Below are 15415 nucleotides of genomic sequence, written 5' to 3'. Positions count from 1 at the left end.
GCCGCGTGGAATCCGAAGTCAGTCGAGTCCAACTCAGCCACGATCCACGCAGTCAGCATGACGATCCCTTGCTGGATAGTCTGCTGAGCCTGTGTGTCCTGCACCAGAAACCTGCCAGCCGGGTCATGCTGACCACCGGCCTGCCGCTGCCCGCCCAGCGTCTGAGCCCCGAGCTGCTGCCCCGCGCAGCCGCCCGGGCCGGCCTGCAGGGGCGCCTGCTACAGCGCAAGCTGGAGCAGATCCCGAGCATCGCCATGCCGGCCATGTTGCTGCTCAAGGAAGGCCGCAGTGCCGTCCTGCTGGGCTGGGAAAATGAAGACACCGCACGCCTGCTGCTCAGCGAGAGCGATGGCGGTGAAGTGCATGTCAGCCGCGAAGCCTTGCAGAGCGATTACAGTGGCCGAGTGTTCTTCGCCCAGCCACAGCACAAGTTCGACGTCAACCACGGCAACCTCATCCCGCGGGCGAAATCGTGGTTCCGCGATACCTTGCTGCGCAGCAAGTGGTTATATATCGACGCAATCGCCGCCAGCCTGGTGATCAACCTGATCGCCCTGGCCGCGCCGCTGTTCGTGATGAACGTATATGACCGGGTGGTGCCCAACCAGGCCACTTCGACCCTCTGGGTGCTGGCCATCGGCATCGCCGGCGCCTACATCTTCGACCTGATCCTCAAGGGCCTGCGTGGCTTGTGCCTGGACCTGGCCGGCAAGAAAACCGACCTGATCATTTCGGCAACGCTGTTCGAACGCATCGTCGGCATGTCGATGAAGTACCGCCCGGCCAGGGTCGGCAGTTTTGCCCAGAACATTCACGAGTTCCAGGGCCTGCGTGACTTCCTCGCCTCGCTGACCCTGACCAGCCTGATCGACCTGCCGTTCACCATCCTGATCCTGATTGTCATCGCCATCATTGGCGGGCATCTGGTGTGGATCCCGATCATCGCCTTCCCGCTGGCACTGGGTATCGGTTACGCCCTGCAACGGCCATTGATGGCGACCATGGAACGGACCATGGCCCTGGCCTCGGAGCGCCAGTCCAGCCTGATCGAGACCCTCGCCGGCCTGGATGCGGTAAAGGTCAATAACGCCGAAAGCGAACGCCAGTACATGTGGGAGCAGACCCTCGGCACGCTAAGCCGCCTGGAACTGCGGGTGAAGGTGCTGTCGAGCCTTGCGATGAACATCACCCTGCTGATCCAGCAACTGGCAGGCGTGGCAATGATCTGCGTTGGCGTGTACCTGATCATCGACGGCAACCTGAGCATGGGCGGCCTGGTGGCCTGCTACATGCTCAGCGGCCGCGCCCTCGGCCCGCTGGGCCAGCTCAACGGCCTGCTCGCCCGCTACCAGCAGGCCAAGGTGACCATGGTCTCCACCGACCACATGATGGAGCTGCCGCAAGAGCGCAACTTCGAAGAACGCCCGCTGAGCCGCAGGGTGTTGCAGGGCAGCGTCGAGTTCCGCGGGGTCGATTTCACCTACCCGAACCAGCAGAACCAGGCTCTCAAGAACATCAACCTGACCATTCGCCCCGGCGAGAAGGTGGGCATTATCGGCCGCAGTGGCTCGGGCAAGAGCTCGCTGGCCAAGCTCATCGTCGGCCTGTACGAGGCCGATGGCGGCTCGCTGCTGGTCGATGGCGTGGACATTCGCCAGATCGATGTCAGCGAACTGCGCCACAACATCGGCTACGTGCCCCAGGATATCCAGCTGCTGGCCGGCACCCTGCGCGATAACCTGGTCAGCGGAGCCCGCTACATCGAGGATGAGTTGATTCTGCAGGCTGCCGAGCTGGCAGGCGTGCATGAGTTCGCCCGGTTGCACCCGGACGGCTACGAGCTGCAAGTGGGTGAACGCGGGCAGAACCTGTCAGGTGGCCAGCGGCAGAACGTCGCCCTGGGCCGTGCGCTGTTGCTAAACCCGCAGATCCTGCTGCTGGACGAACCGACCAGCGCCATGGACAACACCGGTGAAGAACGCCTCAAGCAGCGGCTGCAGGCGGTGGTGGAAGGCAAGACGGTGCTGCTGGTCACGCACCGAGCATCGTTGCTGTCGCTGGTGGACCGGCTGATCGTGATCGATCGCGGGCAGATTGTCGCCGACGGCCCGAAAGCCGCGGTCATGGATGCGCTGAAGAAGGGGCAGATCAGTGTTGCATAAGCTGGATGTGGGGCAGTTCAAGGATGGCCTGCGACGCTATTTCAAAGGTTCCGACTCACTGGGCGGCCAGCCGCTGCCTGAGGTCAACAAGGCCCTGATCGAGGATGCACCGCGGGTCGTGCGGCTGACCATCTGGGGCGTGATCCTGTTCTTCGTGTTCCTGATCGTCTGGGCCAGCGTCGCGCCCATCGACGAAGTTACGCGCGGTGAAGGCAAGGCCATTCCGTCGTCCAAGGTGCAGAAGATCCAGAACCTGGAGGGCGGCATCGTCGCGGAGATCTTCGCCAAGGAAGGGCAGATCGTCGAAGTGGGCCAGCCGTTGCTGCGCCTGGATGAAACCCGCTTCGCCTCCAATGTGGGCGAAACCGAGGCCGACCGCCTGGCCATGGCCTTGCGCGTCGAGCGCCTGAGTGCCGAGGTCGATGACAGCCCGCTGAAGATCGACGAGGCGCTGCGCAAGGCCGCACCCAGCCAGGCGGCCAGTGAAGAGTCGCTGTACCAGAGCCGGCGCCAGCAACTGCAGGACGAGATTGGTGGCCTGCAACAGCAGCTGGTACAGCGCCAGCAGGAACTGCGTGAATACAGTTCGAAACGTGCCCAGTACGCCAACAGCCTTGAATTGCTGCGCAAGGAGATCAACATGTCCGAGCCACTGGTGGCCACCGGCGCGATCTCCCAGGTTGAAGTGCTGCGCCTGCGCCGCGCCGAAGTGGAGAACCGCGGCCAGCTGGATTCCACCGCGTTGGCGATTCCGCGTGCCGAGGCGGCCATCCGCGAGGTGCAAAGCAAGATTGAAGAAACCCGCGGCAAATTCCGCAGCGAAGCGCTGACCCAGCTGAACGAAGCGCGCACCGAGTTGAACAAGGCCACCGCAACCAGCAAGGCCCTGGACGACCGGGTAAACCGCACCATGGTCACTTCACCGGTGCGCGGTATCGTCAAGCAACTGCTGGTGAATACCATTGGCGGGGTGATTCAGCCTGGCAGCGATATTCTCGAAGTAGTGCCACTGGACGATACGCTGGTCATCGAGGCGAAGATCCTGCCCAAGGACATCGCCTTCCTGCACCCGGGGCAGGAAGCGACCGTCAAGTTCACGGCCTATGACTACACCATCTATGGTGGGCTGAAGGCCAAGCTGGAGCAGATCGGTGCCGACACCATCACCGACGAAGACAAGAAGACCACCTACTACCTGATCAAGCTGCGCACCGATCGCAGCCACCTGGGCACTGACGAGAAGCCGCTGCTGATCATTCCGGGGATGGTGGCGACGGTGGATATCATGACCGGCAAGAAGACCATCATGAGCTACCTGCTCAAGCCAATCATGAAGGCGCGTTCGGAAGCGCTGCGCGAGCGTTGATGATCCCGGCCACTGTCTTTATTCAGTGGCCGCCCTGGCCCTATCGCCGGCAAGCCCCACAGGTACAGCGTGAACCTCGGAACTGCGCCGTCCCCTGTGGGAGCGGGCAAGCCCGCGAAGCAGGCGACGCGGTGGCTGGCACCGGCTGCGCCGGTGTTCGCGGGCTTGCCCGCTCCCACAGGGATCGCGCCAGCGTTTAGAAATTGAGCAAGACAGTTGCTCCCACCTCGAGCGTATTTTAGCGCCAGGGCGCCGGCTCACCCACCAACTGCCCCTGAATCCCGCTCACGCCCATCTCCCGCAATACCGAGCGTTCCCCTTCAGTCTCGACCCGCTCGGCAATCAGCGGCACGTCGATGCTGTGCGCCGCCCGTTGGACCGCTTCGATGAACAGCCGCTTGTGCTGCTCATGGTCAATGTTGCGGATGTAGCTGCCATCTATCTTCAGGTACGCCAGGCCCAGATGCGCCAGGTTGCCGATCATGCTGAAGCGCCCACCAAAGCGTTGCAGCGCCAGGCCGAAGCCAAGCGCGTGCAAGCGCCGCGTCAGTTGCTCCAGGGCAGACTGCTCGGGCAGTTGTTCTTCACCAATTTCGAAAATCAGGCGCGGCCCCAGCGCCGTATTCTGGCCCAGCAGTTCGAAGATACGCTGCAGAGCCTTGGGATCGGCCAAGGTAGCAGCTGACAGGTTAAGCGCCAGCACCTGGTCATGCCCGCGCAGATGTGCAAGTACCTTCTCCAGCACCAGCAGGTCCAGCCGCGACATCCAGCCGAAACGCTCCAGCCAGGGCAGGAAGCGGCCCGCCTGCAGCGCCTCGCCTTGGCCATCCTGCAAACGCGAAATCACCTTGTGATGCAGTACCCGCTGCGCAGTGCCGCAATCCACCACAGGCTGGAAGAACAACTCGAAATGCCCGCCGACGAACGCCTGGTCGAGCCGATCGTGCCAGGCATGCTGGCTGTCTGCGGCGACTGCGGCCACACCCTGCTCGAGGCATACCCAACCAGGCGTCGGCTGGTTCTCGGCGCGGGCCAGGGCTTCGTCGGCGAGCTTGAGCAGCGCCTGCGGTGCATCCCCAGGGCTGTAGGGGGCAAGACCGATGCAGGCAACCGGGTCGATATCACTGGCGCCGGTTTCGTGCAGGCTATGCAGGGTCGCCTCCAGGGCCTGGGCGAGTTGCACCGCCTCTTCATGCACCATGCCCGGCGCCAACACGGCAAACTCCCCGCCACGGCTGCGGGAAATCAGGTCGTTGGTTTCCGGGTAGCTGGCACAGGTGCGCCGCAACTGCTCGCCCACGGCCTGTAGCAACTGGTCGGTGCGCTGGCCGCCAAGGCGGGCGTTCAACCCCGCCAGCCCCTGGACCCGCAGCAACAGCAGGTAGCCGGCGCGCGCTTCTTCCAGGTTGCTCACCCGGGTATTCAGTTGCATCTCGAAATAGCGGCGGTTGGACAGCCCGGTCAGGCTGTCCTGGTAGGACTCGGCACGCAGCCGCTCACTGCGCTCGGCCTGCTCGGTGAACAGTGCCTTGAGCTTCTCGACCATCTGGTTCATCGCCTGCACCACCCGGCGCAACTCCGGCGTACGCGGTAACTCGGGCAAGCTGAGGAATTCGCGGCGGGCAATGGCATGCGATTGCTCGACCATGTAGTCCAGCGGCCGCAGCTGGCGACGCAGAAGCAAGGCGCCGAGTATGGCACTGGCCGCGCCACACAGCATCAACCAACCCAAGCTGCCCAGGGCGCTTTGCCAAAGTTTGGCGATGGCGAACATCGGGTGGCTGATCACTTCAACGCGTGCGGCCTGCTGCCAGCCGCGGCTGACGATGGCATCGCCACCGGCGGCTTCCAGGCCAATCAGGTGCACGAACCAGCGCGGTACTCCGCCGGGGTCCGGCTCGGCATGGCGCTCCACCAGCACGGCATTGGAGCTCAGATCGACGACCTTGATGCTTGAGTAGTAGCCACTGTCGAAAATCGAACTGACCATCAGTTCGACCATCGCCGGGTCGTCGATATTCGGCGTCAAAGACAGCGCCAGCGCGGTCGCCGCATCCTGGGCGTGCGAGCGCAGCTGGTTGACGTACTGGTTGCGCGAGCTTTCCAGGCTGACCATGAAGCTGCCACTGAAGGCGACCACCAGGAACAGGCAAATGGCCAACAGCAATTGTTTGAACAGTGACATCTGTGCTCCTTCAGTAAACCGGCTCGGCCGGAAACCCTTCGGCCTGCATTTTTTTCAGCAAATCCTGCCAGCGTGACAGCCGCTTGGTATCGCCGACCTTCTTGTTGCCAGCGGCACCGGTCAGCCACAAACCCTCACCATTGAAGGCGTACACCGGCAGCAGGTCGGTACGCTGGCTGGCTGGCTTGATGGCATCCATAAGGCTGTCGAGCACCAATGGCTGGGCCTGTGGGCTTGAATAATAGGTCAGGACCATGTGCGCACGGTTCTGCCGCAGCGCCTTGACGTAGGTGATGCGCAGCTTTTCGCTGGGGATACCCATGCGCCGCAGGCTGAAATATTTGGCGATGGCATAGTCCTCACAGTCCCCCGCGCCTTTGATCAGCGCCTGCACCGGCGTAGCCCAATAATCGACCTCATGCCACAGGTCGATATCCTCGACATAGCGCAATTGCTGGTTGAAGAATCGGTTGACCACCTGCAACCGTTCAAGCTCCGTACCCTGCTTCTGCGTGGCCATCAGGTTCTGCCAGGCATCGATACGGCCCTGCCCGGCGCCTAGCTGGCCATACAGGGCCTGCGATTTGCGGCTGATCTGGGAAAAGTCCCAATCCGCATGCAAGCCGCCCAGCAGCAGGCTGCCCAGCAGCGCAGCAAGGCAGGCACGTTGCACTACGGCTTTGAGCATCCAGGATATCGCCACTGCGAAGCCCTGTTCCGGCCAGTCGAAAGCAGCGATGGTGCGGCTTGGCACCGCAAAACACAATGGCACCCTGCAATCACGCACCCGCTTGTCAGTCGAACTACACTTTATGGTTATAACCTTCTATAGGTCGCTTCCTTTGACCGGCGACTTCATCCACCATAGCCGCGCTTTTTGGGGCGCCCGTCCCAGTGTGGGTGCTGGTTTGACACCCCCAGGAGCTATTACTAGTGTCATTGGATCCAACTTTAGTCATCGTTGAGGCAGACGTCGCGTGCCCGAGAAAATCAAATTGAGCAATGTGCTGGCCAGCGAACAGCTGTTACCGCACCAGGCTCGTGGCGTGATCGAAGAACGCCTGCGCAGTGCCATTCTTGATGGCCGCTTGCCCCCAGGTACTGCCGTGCGACAACAAGAACTCGCCACCTTGTTCGGCGTCAGCCGCATGCCCGTGCGCGAGGCCCTGCGCCAGCTCGAAGCGCAATCGCTGCTGAAGGTGGAAATGCACAAGGGTGCGGTGGTTGCTCCACTGATCGGCGAGGACGCGGTGGACACCTATGCCCTGCGCGTGCTGCTCGAGTCCGAGGCGCTGCGCCAGTCCATTCCGCTGCTCGATGCCAGCGACATTGCCAGCGCCCGCGGGTATATCCAGCAACTGGAGAACGAAACCCGCCACGCCGAAATCGGCCGCCTCAATCGCCTGTTCCACATGTCGTTGTACAACAAGGCACCGAACAAGAAACTGCTACGCCTGATCGAGGACGAACTGAACGAGGAAGAGCGTTTCCTGCGGTTTCATCTTTCGTCGATGGGCCTGGGCAAGCTCACCCAGGACGATCACAACGCACTGGTGAATGCGGCTAGCGACAAACAGGTGGACGAAGCAGTAGCGGTGCTGGAACGGCACTTGAATAGCGGATCGCGGGTAATCCGCAAGTATCTGGACACGCAACTGAGGCGCTAGCAGGTAGTGACTGCGCGCACGGCGCAGTCGGATGGGTTGCAAATTGACCTGGGCCCACCAACAATGAGACTAATTATCATTCATGTCCTTTGATGGCAGCGCCCTCACCCATGCCAAGCAACGATTCCGTGCAAACGCTCTACAGTGACCACCACGGCTGGTTGCATGCCTGGCTACGCAGCAAGCTGGGCAACGCAGCCGATGCCGCAGACCTGGCCCAGGATACCTTCGTGCGCCTGCTGCAGCGTCGCGAACACCTGCAATTGAACACGCCACGGGCCTTCCTGCGTACGGTCGCCCGTGGGCTGGTGATTGACCACTGGCGGCGCGAGGAACTGCAAAGGGCCTACCTCGAGGCACTGGCGAATGTGCCGGAAGCACAGGCCCCCTCGGCCGAAACCCGTGAGCTGCTGCTGGAATTGCTGGAACGCATCGCGCGCATGCTCGACGGCCTCAAGCCCAAGGTTCGCCGCGCATTCCTGCTGGCCCAGTGCGAGGGGCTGAAGCACCAGGCCATCGCCGACCAGTTGGGTATCTCGGTGCGTACCGTGGAGCGCTACATTGCCGATGCGCTCTACCATTGCTACCTGCTGCGCTACGCAGACGAGTGCTGACGCAATGACCGCCACACAGCCTGGCGCAACAGCGGTCAAGCAGGCCATCCAGTGGATGCTCAGGCTGCGCGAGAACGGGCATGATCCTGCCGTGCAGCAACGGTGCAGGCAATGGCGCAATGCCCGCCACGAACACGAACAGGCCTGGCAAAGGGTGATGCACCTGCATCAGGACCTCGACCTGCGCGCCATCCCCGGTGCCGGGCTGGCCCTGCAGACGCTAGAGACCAGCCAGCGCCGCCTGCATCGACGGCAGGCACTGAAGTTGCTCGGCGGCGTTGCCATGGTGGGGACGGCGACATGGCTGGGCAAAGACATGGATGCGGTCACCGCCTGGGCATCGGACTACGCCACCGGCACGGGCGAACGGCGCAGCTTCGCGCTTCCCGATGGCTCGCTGATGCAACTCAACACCCGCAGTGCCGTGGACCTGGCCTTCAATGGCCAGCAGCGCCTGGTCCGCCTGCGGCAGGGGGAATTGATGATTACCTGCAGCCCTGAGCATCCCTTGCTTGTACAAACGCGTGACGCGTTACTGGAAGGGTTCGAAGGGCGCTTTGTGGCACGCCAGGACAGCGACTGCACGCGGGTCAGTGTCAGCCATGGTCGGGTCGCGATACACAGGCCTGGCAATGGCCAGCTGCAATGGATCGAAAGCGGCCAGAACTGGCGCCTGGACGCCCAGGGCGCGCACTGGCTCGCGCAGGTGGACATGGACGCGATGGCCTGGACCGAGGGGCTGATCGTCACCCGGAACATGCGCCTGTTCGATTTCCTCTCTCAGGTCAGCCGTTATCGCCATGGCTACCTGAGCTGCAGTGACGATATTGCTGATTTACGGCTGTCGGGTGTGTTCCGCCTCGAAGACCCGGAACAACTGCTACAGCTGCTGCCACGGACGCTGCCGGTGCGGCTTCGCCAACGTACACGCTGGTGGGTTCGCGTGGAAAAGCTGGCTTGATCTGACAGGAATCGCACAAGGCCTGAGGGCTATGCAATACCTGTGGGAGCTGGCTTACCGGCGATGGGGCGCGTAGCGGCCCCGATAACTTTTTTGACGGGTTTTGAATGCCGGTCCGGCTAGGACAGTAAGCGATACCTTCTGCCCTCACACTTCAACGGACCTCTCATGCCTACCGCCCCCGTGCACACGCGCACCATCAATGCGAATGGTTTTCGACCTGTCTTGCAATCAGCACTTCTGCGCAATGCAGTCCGGGCTGCCCTGTTCGGCACCGCCTTGGGTCTGACAGCCATCCCGCAATTGTCCATAGCCGCTGAAACGGCCCAGATGAGCCACCACTTCGCGATCCCGGCCGGTCAGCTGGATGACGTTCTCAACCAGTTCGCCCGCCAGGCTGGCATAACCCTGTCGAGCACACCCCAGCTCACCCAGGGCTTGCAGTCAAACGGCCTGCAGGGGCAGTACCCCACCGATCAGGCACTGCGCCAGTTGCTCAACGGTAGCGGCCTGGAAGCGCTCAGCCAGGACGGCCGCAGCTACGTGCTGCAGGCACAACCTCAGGGCGCCGCCGTGTCATTACCAGATACCGATATCCGTAGCTTCACCCTTGGCAATGCACTGGGCAGCATGGAGGGCTACAACGCCACCCACAGCCAGGTGGCGACCAAGACCAGCATGCCGCTGCTTGAGACATCACAATCGGTTTCGGTGGTTACCCGCCAGCAGATGGACGATCAGGGCTCACAAACCGTTGCCCAAGCCATGCGCTACACACCTGGGGTGCTGACCAACCCCTACGGTGCGACCCGTCGTTATGACTATGTGGCCATGCGTGGCTTCAACGACGGCTCGGTGGACAACATTTACGTCGACGGGCTCAAGTCGATGGGAGACAACGGCACCTACAGCACCATGCAGGTGGACCCGTACTTCCTTGAGCGCATCGATATTCTCAAGGGACCGTCTTCGGTACTGTATGGCCGTAGCTCGCCAGGAGGCCTGGTGGCACTGACCACCAAGAAGCCGCTGTACACCCCCTTCCGTCAGGTTCAGGCCACAGTCGGTACCCAAGGCCAGCGTGGCATGGGTTTCGACTTCAGCGGCCCTGTGGACGAGGACAAGCGTATCGCTTATCGCCTGACAGGGCTGGCGGATGCGTCCGACACCCAGTTCGACCACAACAAGGAAGAACGCTACGCCATTGCGCCGGCCATCAGCATCGACTTCAGCGAGGACACCTCGCTCACCTTGCAGGCCTACCTGCAACATGACCCCAACGGCGGCTACCACGGCGGTAACCCTGCAGGCGGCATGCTGCACAAGCGCAACGGCTTGCGCCTGTCTGACCACTTCTTTGAAGGCGAGCCGGGTATCGACAACTACGAGCGCACCCAACAATCCTTCAGCTACCAGTTCGAGCATCGCTTCAACGATGTGTTCACCGCACGACAGAACTTCCGCTACCAGGACTCCGATGTGTCGATGGACCAGGTGTACTCCGCGGGTTGGGCGGACGCCGACAGCAATATCCTCAACCGCGCCTATACCGGCGGCGACGAACGCCTGCATTCGTACATCATCGACAACATGCTGCAGGCGGAATTCTTCACCGGGGTAGCCAAACACACCCTGCTGCTGGGCGCCGACTACCAGCGACGCAAGGCCGACGTGGCCTGGCGTTATGGCTCAGTCGACCCGCTGGATGCCGGCAACCCACAGTACGGCAATGGCAACCTTCAGGTGCTGGGCGAGAACCGCTATCAGCGGCGTTTGCAGCAAACGGGCGCGTACATGCAGGACTTGGTGGAGCTGGACCAGTGGCGCTTTTCCCTGGGGCTGCGCCAGGACTGGGTCAGGGTGTCCGAGGAGAATCGCGACAGCAACACCAAGGCCAGTGACCAGCGCTCCAGATTCACTACCCGCGCCGGGGTGCTCTACCTGTTCGAAAACGGGATCGCGCCTTATGTCAGCTACTCGGAGTCGTTCAATCCCAATACCGTGTCCGACCAGGAAGGCCGCCCTCTGGCACCGACCGAGGGCACCCAATGGGAGGCCGGCATCAAGTATCAGCCACCGGGTAGCGACAACCTGTTCACCGCGTCGGTATTCCGCATCGAACAGGACAACCTGGCTTCGAAGCAGCCTGACGAGGACTTCTATCGCCCGGTAGGGCAAGTGCGCTCACAAGGGCTGGAGCTGGAGGCCCACGTGCAACTGACCGACAGCCTGAAGCTATTGGGTGGCTATACCTTTACCGATATTGAGTACGCCAAGTCGATGCCCAGCCTGGTGTCGAGCAACATGGACAACAAGGGCAATTCACCAACCCAGGCGCCGAAACAGATGGTCTCGCTGTGGGCTGACTACAACTTCCGCCAGGGAGCACTGGATGGCCTGCGTTTGGGCGGTGGGGTGCGATATGTGGGGTATAGCTGGGTGGATTCGGAAAACAGCATGAAGGTGCCTTCCTATACCCTGTTCGACGCCTCGATCGGCTATGACCTGGGCAAGATCGGCCTCCGGGGAGTGGATGTACGCCTGAACGCCAATAACCTTACCAATGAAAGCTACATCACCTCGTGTGCCAGCCTGAACTACTGCTATATGGGTGAAGAGCGCAATGTCAGCGCCACGGTCAGCTATCAGTTCTGACCGCTGATGCGTGGTACTTGTAGGAGTGGCCTTGTGTCGCGATCGGTGTGGGAGCGGGCGCGCCCGCGAAACAGACACCGCGGTGGATGGCACCGGCTGCGCCGGTGTCCGCGGGCATGCCCGCTCCCACAGGGACCGTGTATGCCTGGGATTTTTGCCCAGAAAGACAAAGCCCCTGTCTGCATCGCAGACAGGGGCTTTGGATTTGAATCTTGACGATGACCTACTCTCACATGGGGAAACCCCACACTACCATCGGCGATGCATCGTTTCACTACTGAGTTCGGGATGGGATCAGGTGGTTCCAATGCTCTATGGTCGTCAAGAAATTCTGTGTGCTGGCCCGTCCCTCGGACGTGCCTGCGAATCTCTGTAGTTCCTACTTAAAGACAAAACCCCTACCTGCATGTGCAGATAGGGGTTTTGCGAAATGAATCTTGACGATGACCTACTCTCACATGGGGAAACCCCACACTACCATCGGCGATGCATCGTTTCACTGCTGAGTTCGGGATGGGATCAGGTGGTTCCAATGCTCTATGGTCGTCAAGAAATTCTGTTGCCAGAATGCCTTTTGAACACTCTTGGCTAATTCGGATATGTGATCTTGTGAAGTTGCGAACTTTCGGTTCTTTCGTCTTCACCACCACAATTTGGCTTTCGTGCGCAAATTGCTTGGGTGTTATATGGTCAAGCCTCACGGGCAATTAGTATTGGTTAGCTCAACGCCTCACAGCGCTTACACACCCAACCTATCAACGTCGTAGTCTTCGACGGCCCTTTAGGGGATTCAAGATCCCAGTGAGATCTCATCTTGAGGCAAGTTTCCCGCTTAGATGCTTTCAGCGGTTATCTCTTCCGAACATAGCTACCCGGCAATGCCACTGGCGTGACAACCGGAACACCAGAGGTTCGTCCACTCCGGTCCTCTCGTACTAGGAGCAGCCCCTCTCAAATCTCAAACGTCCACGGCAGATAGGGACCGAACTGTCTCACGACGTTCTAAACCCAGCTCGCGTACCACTTTAAATGGCGAACAGCCATACCCTTGGGACCGGCTTCAGCCCCAGGATGTGATGAGCCGACATCGAGGTGCCAAACACCGCCGTCGATATGAACTCTTGGGCGGTATCAGCCTGTTATCCCCGGAGTACCTTTTATCCGTTGAGCGATGGCCCTTCCATACAGAACCACCGGATCACTAAGACCTACTTTCGTACCTGCTCGACGTGTTTGTCTCGCAGTCAAGCGCGCTTTTGCCTTTATACTCTACGACCGATTTCCGACCGGTCTGAGCGCACCTTCGTACTCCTCCGTTACTCTTTGGGAGGAGACCGCCCCAGTCAAACTACCCACCATACACTGTCCTCGATCCGGATAACGGACCTGAGTTAGAACCTCAAAGTTGCCAGGGTGGTATTTCAAGGATGGCTCCATGAGAACTGGCGTCCCCACTTCAAAGCCTCCCACCTATCCTACACAAGCAAATTCAAAGTCCAGTGCAAAGCTATAGTAAAGGTTCACGGGGTCTTTCCGTCTAGCCGCGGATACACTGCATCTTCACAGCGATTTCAATTTCACTGAGTCTCGGGTGGAGACAGCGCCGCCATCGTTACGCCATTCGTGCAGGTCGGAACTTACCCGACAAGGAATTTCGCTACCTTAGGACCGTTATAGTTACGGCCGCCGTTTACCGGGGCTTCGATCAAGAGCTTCGCTTGCGCTAACCCCATCAATTAACCTTCCGGCACCGGGCAGGCGTCACACCCTATACGTCCACTTTCGTGTTTGCAGAGTGCTGTGTTTTTAATAAACAGTCGCAGCGGCCTGGTATCTTCGACCGGCATGGGCTTACGGAGCAAGTCCTTCACCCTCGCCGGCGCACCTTCTCCCGAAGTTACGGTGCCATTTTGCCTAGTTCCTTCACCCGAGTTCTCTCAAGCGCCTTGGTATTCTCTACCTAACCACCTGTGTCGGTTTGGGGTACGGTTCCCAGTTATCTGAAGCTTAGGAGCTTTTCTTGGAAGCATGGTATCAACCACTTCGTCGCCTAGAGGCAACTCGTCATCAGCTCTCGGCCTTGAAATCCCGGATTTGCCTAAGATTTCAGCCTACCACCTTAAACCTGGACAACCAACGCCAGGCTGGCCTTAACCTTCTCCGTCCCTCCATCGCAATAACTGGAAGTACAGGAATATTAACCTGTTTTCCATCGACTACGCTTTTCAGCCTCGCCTTAGGGACCGACTAACCCTGCGTCGATTAACGTTGCGCAGGAAACCTTGGTCTTTCGGCGTGCGAGTTTTTCACTCGCATTGTCGTTACTCATGTCAGCATTCGCACTTCTGATACCTCCAGCAAGCTTCTCAACTCACCTTCACAGGCTTACAGAACGCTCCTCTACCGCGTCATCAAAGATGACACCCGTAGCTTCGGTGCATGGTTTGAGCCCCGTTACATCTTCCGCGCAGGCCGACTCGACTAGTGAGCTATTACGCTTTCTTTAAAGGGTGGCTGCTTCTAAGCCAACCTCCTAGCTGTCTAAGCCTTCCCACATCGTTTCCCACTTAACCATGACTTTGGGACCTTAGCTGACGGTCTGGGTTGTTTCCCTTTTCACGACGGACGTTAGCACCCGCCGTGTGTCTCCCATGCTCGGCACTTCCAGGTATTCGGAGTTTGCATCGGTTTGGTAAGTCGGGATGACCCCCTAGCCGAAACAGTGCTCTACCCCTGGAGTGATACATGAGGCGCTACCTAAATAGCTTTCGAGGAGAACCAGCTATCTCCGAGCTTGATTAGCCTTTCACTCCGATCCACAGGTCATCCGCTAACTTTTCAACGGTAGTCGGTTCGGTCCTCCAGTCAGTGTTACCTAACCTTCAACCTGCCCATGGATAGATCGCCCGGTTTCGGGTCTATACCCAGCGACTAAACGCCCTATTAAGACTCGCTTTCGCTACGCCTCCCCTATTCGGTTAAGCTCGCCACTGAATATAAGTCGCTGACCCATTATACAAAAGGTACGCAGTCACCTAACAAAGTAGGCTCCCACTGCTTGTACGCATACGGTTTCAGGTTCTATTTCACTCCCCTCTCCGGGGTTCTTTTCGCCTTTCCCTCACGGTACTGGTTCACTATCGGTCAGTCAGTAGTATTTAGCCTTGGAGGATGGTCCCCCCATATTCAGACAAAGTTTCTCGTGCTCCGTCCTACTCGATTTCATTGACAAGAGATTTTCGTGTACGGGGCTATCACCCACTATGGCCGCACTTTCCAGAGCGTTCCACTAATCTCAAATCAACTTAAGGGCTGGTCCCCGTTTTCGCTCGCCACTACTAAGGGAATCTCGGTTGATTTCTTTTCCTCAGGGTACTTAGATGTTTCAGTTCCCCTGGTTCGCCTCTTGCACCTATGTATTCAGTACAAGATACTCAGCTTATGCTGAGTGGGTTCCCCCATTCAGAGATCTCTGGATCACAGTCTGTTTGCCGACTCCCCAAAGCTTATCGCAGGCTACCACGTCTTTCATCGCCTCTGACTGCCAAGGCATCCACCGTATGCGCTTCTTCACTTGACCATATAACCCCAAGCAATCTGGTTATACTGTGAAGACGACATTCGCCGAAAATTCGCATGTTGCGCTTTCGCGCAGAACTCACAAATTTTACCTTAGCCTGATTTCCAGCAGTGAAACTGGTCATCAGTCTATATCTATCACATATCCGAATTTTTAAAGAACGATCTGACAAAAGTCAGAAATCAACATTCGAACTGAATGTTCATTTCTAAGTTCTGACAAGTA

At 59.4% G+C, this 15415-nt stretch carries 8 protein-coding genes and 3 rRNA genes; 6 read left to right on the top strand and 5 right to left on the bottom strand.

Annotation, left to right across the window (positions count from 1 at the left end):
- The first annotated feature begins 5 nt into the window (after positions 1 to 5).
- Together QIY50_11435 and QIY50_11430 are read left to right on the top strand one after the other, a co-directional pair.
- A complete protein-coding gene (locus tag QIY50_11435) occupies positions 6 to 2162 on the top strand; it encodes a type I secretion system permease/ATPase (protein ID WGV22713.1) in 2157 nt (718 codons plus the stop codon).
- Entirely contained in the window at positions 2152 to 3528 is a 1377-nt protein-coding gene (locus QIY50_11430; GenBank protein ID WGV22712.1) for an HlyD family type I secretion periplasmic adaptor subunit, read from the top strand. The genes QIY50_11435 and QIY50_11430 overlap by 11 nt, the downstream gene beginning before the upstream one ends.
- Before the next feature lie 238 nt (positions 3529 to 3766).
- Here QIY50_11430 and QIY50_11425 read toward each other — a convergent pair whose 3' ends face one another.
- Together QIY50_11425 and QIY50_11420 are read right to left on the bottom strand one after the other, a co-directional pair.
- A complete protein-coding gene (locus QIY50_11425) occupies positions 3767 to 5713 on the bottom strand; it encodes an EAL domain-containing protein (protein ID WGV22711.1) in 1947 nt (648 codons plus the stop codon).
- Positions 5714 to 5723: 10 nt separating this feature from the next.
- On the bottom strand, positions 5724 to 6485 hold the full coding sequence (locus QIY50_11420) for a transglutaminase-like cysteine peptidase (protein WGV23040.1): 762 nt from the start codon (positions 6483 to 6485) through the stop codon (positions 5724 to 5726).
- A gap of 205 nt (positions 6486 to 6690) precedes the next feature.
- On the opposite strand from QIY50_11420, the gene QIY50_11415 reads away from it, so the two are divergent.
- The 4 genes from QIY50_11415 to QIY50_11400 all read left to right on the top strand — a co-directional run bounded on the left by QIY50_11415 (position 6691) and on the right by QIY50_11400 (position 11610).
- Positions 6691 to 7380, top strand: a complete 690-nt coding sequence (locus QIY50_11415) for a GntR family transcriptional regulator (protein WGV22710.1) — start codon at positions 6691 to 6693, stop codon at positions 7378 to 7380.
- Between the two features lie 110 nt (positions 7381 to 7490).
- Positions 7491 to 7994 (top strand): sigma-70 family RNA polymerase sigma factor, encoded by a 504-nt coding sequence (locus QIY50_11410; GenBank protein ID WGV22709.1) that lies wholly within the window; start codon positions 7491 to 7493, stop codon positions 7992 to 7994.
- Positions 7995 to 7998: 4 nt separating this feature from the next.
- Positions 7999 to 8955 (top strand): FecR family protein, encoded by a 957-nt coding sequence (locus QIY50_11405; protein ID WGV22708.1) that lies wholly within the window; start codon positions 7999 to 8001, stop codon positions 8953 to 8955.
- A 240-nt stretch (positions 8956 to 9195) separates the two neighbouring features.
- A complete protein-coding gene (locus tag QIY50_11400; protein ID WGV23039.1) occupies positions 9196 to 11610 on the top strand; it encodes a TonB-dependent siderophore receptor in 2415 nt (804 codons plus the stop codon).
- A 210-nt stretch (positions 11611 to 11820) separates the two neighbouring features.
- Here the strand turns inward: QIY50_11400 and rrf (QIY50_11395) are convergent.
- From rrf (QIY50_11395) to QIY50_11385, 3 genes are all read right to left on the bottom strand, one after another.
- Positions 11821 to 11936: ribosomal RNA gene (gene rrf, locus QIY50_11395) — 5S ribosomal RNA — on the bottom strand.
- Positions 11937 to 12045: 109 nt separating this feature from the next.
- Positions 12046 to 12161 (bottom strand): 5S ribosomal RNA (rrf, locus tag QIY50_11390).
- 135 nt (positions 12162 to 12296) lie between these two features.
- Positions 12297 to 15190 (bottom strand): 23S ribosomal RNA (locus QIY50_11385).
- Between the last annotated feature and the right edge of the window lie 225 nt (positions 15191 to 15415).

Origin of the sequence: Pseudomonas putida (assembly GCA_029953615.1) — a bacterium.
GTDB lineage: Bacteria > Pseudomonadota > Gammaproteobacteria > Pseudomonadales > Pseudomonadaceae > Aquipseudomonas.
Note: the sequence above shows the minus strand (reverse complement) of the source record. Positions and strands in the feature narration are given on the sequence as shown.